5 protein-coding genes and 1 pseudogene are annotated in these 7,535 nt (G+C 66.9%); 3 read left to right on the forward strand and 3 right to left on the reverse strand.

The genetic code is table 11. The features are described 5' to 3' along the window. The first annotated feature begins 2 nt into the window (after window positions 1-2). Window positions 3-1,622, forward strand: a complete 1,620-nt coding sequence (locus M2432_RS25815; RefSeq protein ID WP_280829694.1) for a S53 family peptidase — start codon at window positions 3-5, stop codon at window positions 1,620-1,622. Next, window positions 1,619-3,541 carry a zinc ribbon domain-containing protein gene (locus M2432_RS25820; protein WP_280829695.1) on the forward strand — a complete coding sequence of 641 codons (1,923 nt, stop codon included), beginning with the start codon at window positions 1,619-1,621 and terminating at the stop codon, window positions 3,539-3,541. The genes M2432_RS25815 and M2432_RS25820 overlap by 4 nt, the downstream gene beginning before the upstream one ends. A gap of 9 nt (window positions 3,542-3,550) precedes the next feature. Here the strand turns inward: M2432_RS25820 and guaA are convergent, their stop codons facing one another. Together guaA and M2432_RS25830 are read right to left on the reverse strand one after the other, a co-directional pair. Then, window positions 3,551-5,107: a glutamine-hydrolyzing GMP synthase gene (gene guaA, locus M2432_RS25825; RefSeq protein WP_280829696.1), complete on the reverse strand. Its 1,557-nt coding sequence runs from the start codon at window positions 5,105-5,107 to the stop codon at window positions 3,551-3,553. Window positions 5,108-5,111: 4 nt separating this feature from the next. Beyond that, a complete protein-coding gene (locus M2432_RS25830) occupies window positions 5,112-5,711 on the reverse strand; it encodes a helix-turn-helix domain-containing protein (protein ID WP_280829697.1) in 600 nt (199 codons plus the stop codon). A gap of 66 nt (window positions 5,712-5,777) precedes the next feature. Here M2432_RS25830 and M2432_RS25835 point away from each other — a divergent pair, with 66 nt between their 5' ends. After that, complete coding sequence (locus M2432_RS25835; RefSeq protein ID WP_280829698.1) at window positions 5,778-6,668, forward strand: TauD/TfdA family dioxygenase; 891 nt, start codon at window positions 5,778-5,780, stop codon at window positions 6,666-6,668. Here M2432_RS25835 and M2432_RS25840 read toward each other — a convergent pair. Continuing rightward, window positions 6,665-7,438 (reverse strand): annotated as a pseudogene (locus tag M2432_RS25840) (GMC oxidoreductase); the annotation flags it as partial. The gene M2432_RS25835 and the pseudogene M2432_RS25840 overlap by 4 nt on opposite strands. Between the last annotated feature and the right edge of the window lie 97 nt (window positions 7,439-7,535).

Consider the following 7,535-nt stretch of genomic DNA (forward strand, 5'->3'; position numbering starts at 1 on the left):
GAGTGACATCCCGACCATCGTTCGTGCTGGCACTGCTGGCAACAGCAGCGCTGGTGGCTGTGTTCGCCTTCGGGTCAACCCGCTCGAATAGCGGCCCCGATCATGACACCACGACCTCGGCTGCATCCGGCCCGTTCGCACTCTTGCTCGCGGCGTCCACCGACCTCGGCCCAACCCAGCGTGACCGCATTCAGCTCACCGCGGCACTGGCCGCGCATGACCGTCCCGATGCATTGATCAAATGGGCTGACTCCCAACAGCTTTTGGTCCGCTGGCGCACCGGTGACGACTGGGCCGTCATCATGGGCACCGCCCAACACATCGCCGAGGCCTTCGGGGTGCAGGTGCATGAGTACCGCGGACGCCTGGGCCAGCAGTTCTACGCCGCACCGCAACAACCCCTCGTCCCCGGCGAATTGCGTGACACGGTAACCGAATTGGGACGCATTCTGAGCTACACACCGCATCACCAGTCCACCCCGCCGGCCCGGCCACTGGGCGCCCCCGAACGAGGCCTGACCCCCACCGCCCTACTCAATGCCTACGGCGCCCGGCCACTGGCTCAGTCTGGATACACCGGCAAAGGCACGACCATCGCCATCTTCGCGTTCAACGGATACGACCAGGCCGACCTCGACCTGTTCGCCAACAACTTCGGGCTACCCACCTTCACCCCGGAACATTCCGGAGCACCGCTGCCCAAGGACCACGGCGAAACCACCATGGATCTCGAAGTCGCCCACGCCATCGCACCCGATGCCCGCCTGGTCGTGATCAACGCCCAACCCACCATCAGCGGTGACGAGAACCCGTACGTGCGCATCGGCCAACTCATGGAGGATACCGATCGCGCCTATCCCGGTGCGCTGTGGAACTTTTCGATCGGCTGGGGGTGCGACAAACTGATCACCGCCGCCGATCTGGCACCCGTAAGGTCCGCGCTCGCCGCTGCACAGACCCGTGGCACCACCGCATTTGACGCCAGCGGGGATCTCGCCGGGCTCGAATGCAAGGGCGGGTCGGACTGGGATTCGCCACCCGGACCGTCCGATATCGGCCTCGACTCGGTGGCCTCGCTGCCGGAGATGACGAGCGTCGGCGGCACCACACTGGCGACAGCAACCGACGGCGGCTGGCTCACCGAACAGGCCTGGTTCGACGTGCCGTTGTCGCAGGGAACCGGCGGCGGCACGTCCGCCCTGTTCACTCAGCCACCATGGCAGCGAGCGGCAGCCGCCCAGTCGCACAATCAATCCGGTAAGCGCTTGACCCCGGACATCTCGGCGGTCGCCGACCCCGGCACCGGTATGCGCCTCGTCATCGGCGGGAAGACCGTCGTCGGTGGTGGGACATCGCAGGCGGCACCGATCTGGACCGCGCTGGCCGCCGTCATGAACCAGTACCTGATCGGTCACGGTGGCAGTCCTCTCGGTGCCCTCAACCCGAGGATGTACGGGATCGCCACCGGAGCACCGCACCCCGCGTTCCGCGATATCACCTTGGGCGGCAACGCCGTTGACACCGCAGGCCCCGGATACGATTTGGTCAGCGGACTGGGCACACCAGATGTTGAAGGTCTGGTTCAGGACCTGCTGCTGCAACAGAAGGTCACCGGCGCATGAGCACCACAGTCGAAAACCCACCTACCGAGCAATGGTGCGAGGTCTGCCAACTTGATGTCCCCGCCGGCGAATACTGTGGGTTGTGCGGCACGCCGCTCAGCGCACACCGAGGCGACGGACCGCACTGGTTGCGGGCCCGATCCTTCAGCGCCACCCCCGGTGAACGCCTACTGATACCGCGACTGGTCAGCTCACTTTTCCCGCAACTGTCACCACGGGCCCGCATCGCCTTCCTGATCGGCCTGCTGGTACTGGTGTTTGCGATGGCCGCCGCATCCCTGGCCCGGCTACCCGGAGCGCTGGTCGCGGTGGCCGCTCTAGGCCTGCCCCTGTTGTTCGCCCTCTACGTGCGCGAGGCCGACGTCGATCACGACATGCCGACGGGCACCATGCCGCTCACCGCTGCCATCGGAATCGTTGGCGGCGTCGGGTGGGTGCTGCTCACTGGTGCCGCAACAGCGCGTGCCTACGGCATTCCGCTGGACGCCGGTATCGCCGGAGCGCATGTCCTGCGCGAGGGGCTGGCTGTGCCGCTGGGCAGTCTGCTCTTGACCATCCTCCCGGCGGTGATCATCCGTCTGGTGCGCCCCGGCCCGCTGGAAGCGCTGCACGGCTACGCCATCGGCGCTCTGGGCGCCCTGAGCTTCACAGCCGCAGCGACGCTCACCCGGTTGGCCCCGCAGTTCACCACCACCGGCATCTCCACCGACCGCACGATGCGGGATCTGATGGTGGAAGCCGGAATCCGTGGAGTCGCCGCGCCGCTGACCTCTGCATGCCTGGGTGGCCTGATCGGGGCCGCGCTGTGGTTCACCCGTCCGCCCAACAAGGCCCATCTACACCGCGGGCATGTACGACTGACCTTGACCGGGTTTGCCTTGGTGATCGCCATCGTGTTCACCATCCTGGGCCTGACCGACGTGGCCCGGATGCCGCAGGAGATCCAGCTGGCGATACATCTTGTGTTCACCGTCGTCGCCGTGCTGGCTCTTCGCATCGGACTTCAGCTGGCACTGCTGCACGAGGCACACGACGACACGCATTTCGACCAACCACTGCTCTGCGCCCAGTGCGGTCACGTGGTCCCCGACGCGCCGTTCTGTGCTGCCTGCGGCGCATCCACTCGTGCGTGCTCGCGCCCAGCCCGTCATGCCCAACGCACCGACCGTCCGACCCGGACCGAACAGTCCGGCACCTTGACCGTCGGGCTTTCGCCTGGCTATTCGGTGCACAGCGGAACGTACGCGGCCGCCACACCACGAACCATTTCCCGGGCCCGCCTCGGAGCACTCGTCGGGGTGATCCTGTTGGTGGTCGCCGGCGCACTGGTGGGGCTGTCCGGGCTGCTCACCAAACCATCGCCACGCTTTGTGTGTCCCCCGCAATGCGGCCGCCCGCCGATGGGCATGCCGGTGTCCGTCAACCCGCGGTTCACCGCACCTGACGGCTCTTTCTCGGTCGCGTACCCGGCGCCCGGATCTGCGTACCGGGTCAGCATGGACAGCGGCGGGGTGCTGGCCGACCTGCTGGCCGGCGATGGCGGAAACCTGCAGTTGCTCGGCCGCCCTGCCGCCGGAAGGCAGCCGAAAGACATTGCCGACCAACTGATCCGGAGGAATTATCCGGATACCCGGATGGCCTACGAGATCCCCAATGCCATGGTCGGCTACCAACCGGGCTACGGCATCGTCGCCGACTGGTGGCCACAGGGCGTCAACGTCAGCTACGCGCGCACGCGCATTGTGGTGCTGGTGGCCATCAAACACGACCTGGCGCTGATCGCCGCGGCAGTCGGGCCGTACCACCCGTTCGGACCGGACTTCGGGTCCGGTCGGCCGTCGGCGGTGGGTCTGCAACTGGCGCTGGACATGGGTCAGTACGTCAACAGTTTCAGCTGGCGTGGCGACCCGGCCCGCTGAGCGTCGAGCTCACTCCCACTCGATGGTGCCCGGCGGCTTGCTGGTGATGTCCAGCACCACCCGGTTGACCTCCGGCACCTCGTTGGTGATCCGGGTCGAAATGCGTTCCAGCACTTCATAAGGCAGCCGGGTCCAGTCGGCGGTCATGGCGTCCTCGCTGGACACCGGACGCAGCACGATCGGGTGGCCGTACGTGCGGCCGTCACCCTGCACACCGACCGAGCGAACATCACCGAGAAGCACCACCGGGCACTGCCAGATGTGCTGGTCCTGACCTGCGGCGGTGAGCTCCTCACGCGCGATCGCGTCGGCGCGGCGCAGCGTGTCCAGCCGCGGGGCGGTCACCTCGCCGACGATCCGGATACCCAGACCCGGGCCCGGGAACGGTTGGCGCGCAACGATTTCCTCCGGCAGGCCCAGTTCCCGGCCCACCGCGCGCACCTCGTCCTTGAACAGCAGTCGCAGCGGCTCGACCAGTTTGAACTTCAGGTCGTCGGGCAGGCCACCGACGTTGTGGTGACTCTTGATGTTGGCGGTACCGGCACCGCCGCCGGACTCGACGACATCCGGGTAGAGCGTGCCCTGCACCAGGAACTCGATCTCGGAGTCAGAGCTACCCAGGGCGTCACGGACAGCCGACTCGAAGGCCCGGATGAACTCGCGGCCGATGATCTTGCGCTTGCCCTCGGGGTTGGTGACGCCGGACAGCGCCTCCAGGAAGCGGTCGGCCTCGTCGACGGTGACCAGCTTGGCGCCCGTGGCAGCCACGAAGTCGCGCTGCACCTGTTCGCGCTCCCCGGCGCGCAGCAGCCCGTGGTCGACGAACACACAGATCAGGCGATCACCAATGGCCCGTTGCACCAGGGCTGCGGCCACTGCCGAGTCGACGCCGCCGGACAGCCCGCAGATGGCCCGCCCGTCGCCGATCTGTTCGCGCACCTGCTCGATCAGCTGATCGGCGATGTTGGCCGCGGTCCAGGTGGCGCCGATGCCGGCGAAGTCATGCAGGAACCGGCTGAGCACCTGCTGCCCATGCGGGGTGTGCAGCACCTCGGGGTGGTACTGGACGCCGGCCAGCTTGCGGGCCCGATCCTCGAAAGCAGCGACCGGCGCACCAGCGCTGCTGGCGACGACCTCGAAGCCCGTCGGTGCCGCGGTCACCGCGTCGCCGTGACTCATCCACACCGGCTGAGTGCCCGGCAGACCCGAATGCAGTTCTCCGCCAGCGACTTTCAGCTCAGTACGGCCGTACTCACTGGTGCCGGTATGAGCCACCGTGCCGCCGAGAACCTGCGCCATGGCCTGAAACCCGTAGCAGATGCCGAATACCGGGACGCCCAGGTCGAAGATCGCCGGGTCAAGGCGGGGGGCGCCGTCGTCGTAGACGCTGGAAGGGCCGCCGGACAGCACGATGGCCAACGGCTCTTTGGCCTTGATCTCATCGGCGGTCGTGCTGTGCGGGATCACTTCGGAATACACCCGCGCCTCGCGGACGCGACGCGCAATCAACTGCGCGTACTGTGCACCGAAGTCGACGACGAGTACCGGTCGGGTCGTTGCTGCCACCGGTTCAGTCTAGTGGCGGGGCCACATCGATCGGCACCGTCGGCCAGGTCAGACGCCCCGCGGCCTCCGAAACCGCCGCGCGCAACTGCTCGTCGGTCAACTCGCCCAGCCCCACGGCAGAGTGCAAGTAAGGCCCCAGCAGCCGCCAACCCAGTTGCAATGCAATGGCATTGGCTACCGCAAGGCGGGCCTGCATGTCGTCGTCGAAGCGCGGCCGGGTCTGCTCGAGCAAGCGCACGACATTGGGAAACGTGCTCTGCAACTCCCCGGCCGGGTAACCGTCCAGCAGCACGCGGGCCATGACGCGGGCCTGCCGGTCCAGCGCCTGGTCGAGTTGGGCCGCCGAAGCACCACTGTCGACGAGGCGCTTCAGCTGCTGGCCCAGATAATCCAGCACCGCACCCACCAGCTTGTCTTTGGAGCCGAGGTGCCGGAACACCAGCCCGTGATTGACGTTGGATTTGGCCGCGATATCCCGGATGGAGGTGGCCGCCGGACCGCGGGCGGCAAAGAGGTCCGCGGCGGCCTCCAGGATCGCGGCGACGACCTCGTCGCGCCCCACAGGAAACTGTGCGGAATCTGAGCCTGACAGACCTGTAGTCATGTGTCTACACTAGTGGCCAGAATCTGTAGTCGACTGACTACAGATTGCCTGGACAGGGGAATCACCATGACCATCACCGCACCGGCAACACTTACCGTCTCCAAACTGACCAGCAAGATCGGCGCTGTCATCGACGGGGTGCAGCTTGGTGGTGACCTACCACCCGAGACCATCGCGGAAATCCGCGCCGCGCTGCTCAAGCACAAGGTCATCTTCTTCCGTGGCCAGGACCACCTCGACGACGATCAGCAACAGGCCTTCGGCGAGCTGATGGGCACCCTGGTCGGGCACCACGCGATCAAGCGCGACGGCGCCCCGAAGATCACTCCGATCGACTCCGAGTACGGCAAGGCCAACCGCTGGCACACCGACGTCACCTTCGCCCCCGACTACCCGTCGGCCTCGATCCTGCGCGCCGTCACGCTGCCCGCCTATGGCGGCGCGACGCTGTGGGCGAACACCGTCGCAGCCTACGAAGGCCTGCCCGAGCCGCTCAAGGCGCTCACCGAGAACCTGCGTGCCGTACACACCAACCGCTACGACTACGTCAAGGACACCGCCACCGACGCCCCGGAACTGTCCGACGAGCAGCGTGCCCAGTACGAGGCCTTCCAGAAGCCCGACTTCCGCACCGAGCACCCGGTCGTGCGGGTGCACCCCGAGACCGGTGAGCGCGCATTGCTGGCCGGCCATTTCGTCCGCGGTTTCGTGGGCATGGACAGCTACGAGTCAGCGTCACTGCTGGAACTGCTACAGCGACGAATCACCATGGCAGAGAACATCGTTCAGTGGAACTGGGCGCCGGGCGACGTCGCGATCTGGGACAACCGCGCCACTCAGCATCGCGCCGTCGACAACTACGACGGCCAGCGCCGGCTGATGCACCGCGTCACCCTGACCGGCGACGTGCCGGTTGATGTGCACGGCGCACCCAGCCGGGTGCTCAGCGCGGGCTAGACCGGGGTGATCGGCAGGCGGCGCAGGGCACCCGGCGCATCGGCCGGCACCACGGGCCGCTGCGGTGCCACCGGATCAAGTCGCCGGTACGGCTCGCCTTGCGCCGGGCGGGTGTCGTCCTCACCCTTGTTGGGCCACAGGGACGCTGCCCGCTCAGCCTGCGCCGCAATCGAAAGTGACGGATTCACACCGAGATTCGCCGAGATGGCGGCCCCGTCGGTGACGAACAATGTCGGGTAGTTGTAGACCCGGTGATACGGGTCTATAACCCCTGTCGCCGGACTCTCACCGATCGCCGCGCCACCCAGGAAGTGCGCGGTCAGCGGGATGTTGAACAGCTCGCCCCAGGTGCCGCCGGCGATGCCGCCGACCTTCTCTGCCATCCGCCGGGTCGCCTCGTTACCGACGGGGATCCAGGTCGGGTTCGGTTCGCCGTGGCCCTGCTTGGAGGACATGATCCGGATGCCGCCCGGCCCACGCTTGGTGAACGTCGTGATCGAGTTGTCCAGGTGCTGCATCACCAGTGCGATCACGGTGCGCTCGCTCCAGTGCTTGGGGTTGAGCAGCCTGATCAGCTCCAGCGGGTTTTCGCGGGACTGATCGAGGAACTGCCGCCAGCGCGGCACATCGGTGCCCTGCGGCCCGGCCCCGTCGGTCATCAGCGTCTGCAACATCCCCATGGCATTGGACCCCTTGCCATACCGAACCGGCTCGATGTGGGTGTCCGGAGTCGGGTGGATCGACGAGGTGATGGCCACGCCGTGCGTCAGATGGCAAAGTCAACTGATTAGTGCAACGTCTAGGCGGCGTGCTCGATGAGGGCGGTTAGGCGTTGGGCTGGTGTGTCGTAGTCCAGGGTGGGGCGTG

The organism is Mycobacterium sp. OTB74 (assembly GCF_029892685.1).
In the GTDB taxonomy this organism is placed as follows: domain Bacteria; phylum Actinomycetota; class Actinomycetes; order Mycobacteriales; family Mycobacteriaceae; genus Mycobacterium.

Coding starts and splice junctions, on each gene's coding strand:
- M2432_RS25820 (WP_280829695.1), top strand. CDS start 1,619: ATGAGCACCACAGTCGAAAACCCACCTACCGAGCAATGGTGCGAGGTC.
- M2432_RS25830 (WP_280829697.1), bottom strand. CDS start 5,711: ATGACTACAGGTCTGTCAGGCTCAGATTCCGCACAGTTTCCTGTGGGG.
- M2432_RS25835 (WP_280829698.1), top strand. CDS start 5,778: ATGACCATCACCGCACCGGCAACACTTACCGTCTCCAAACTGACCAGC.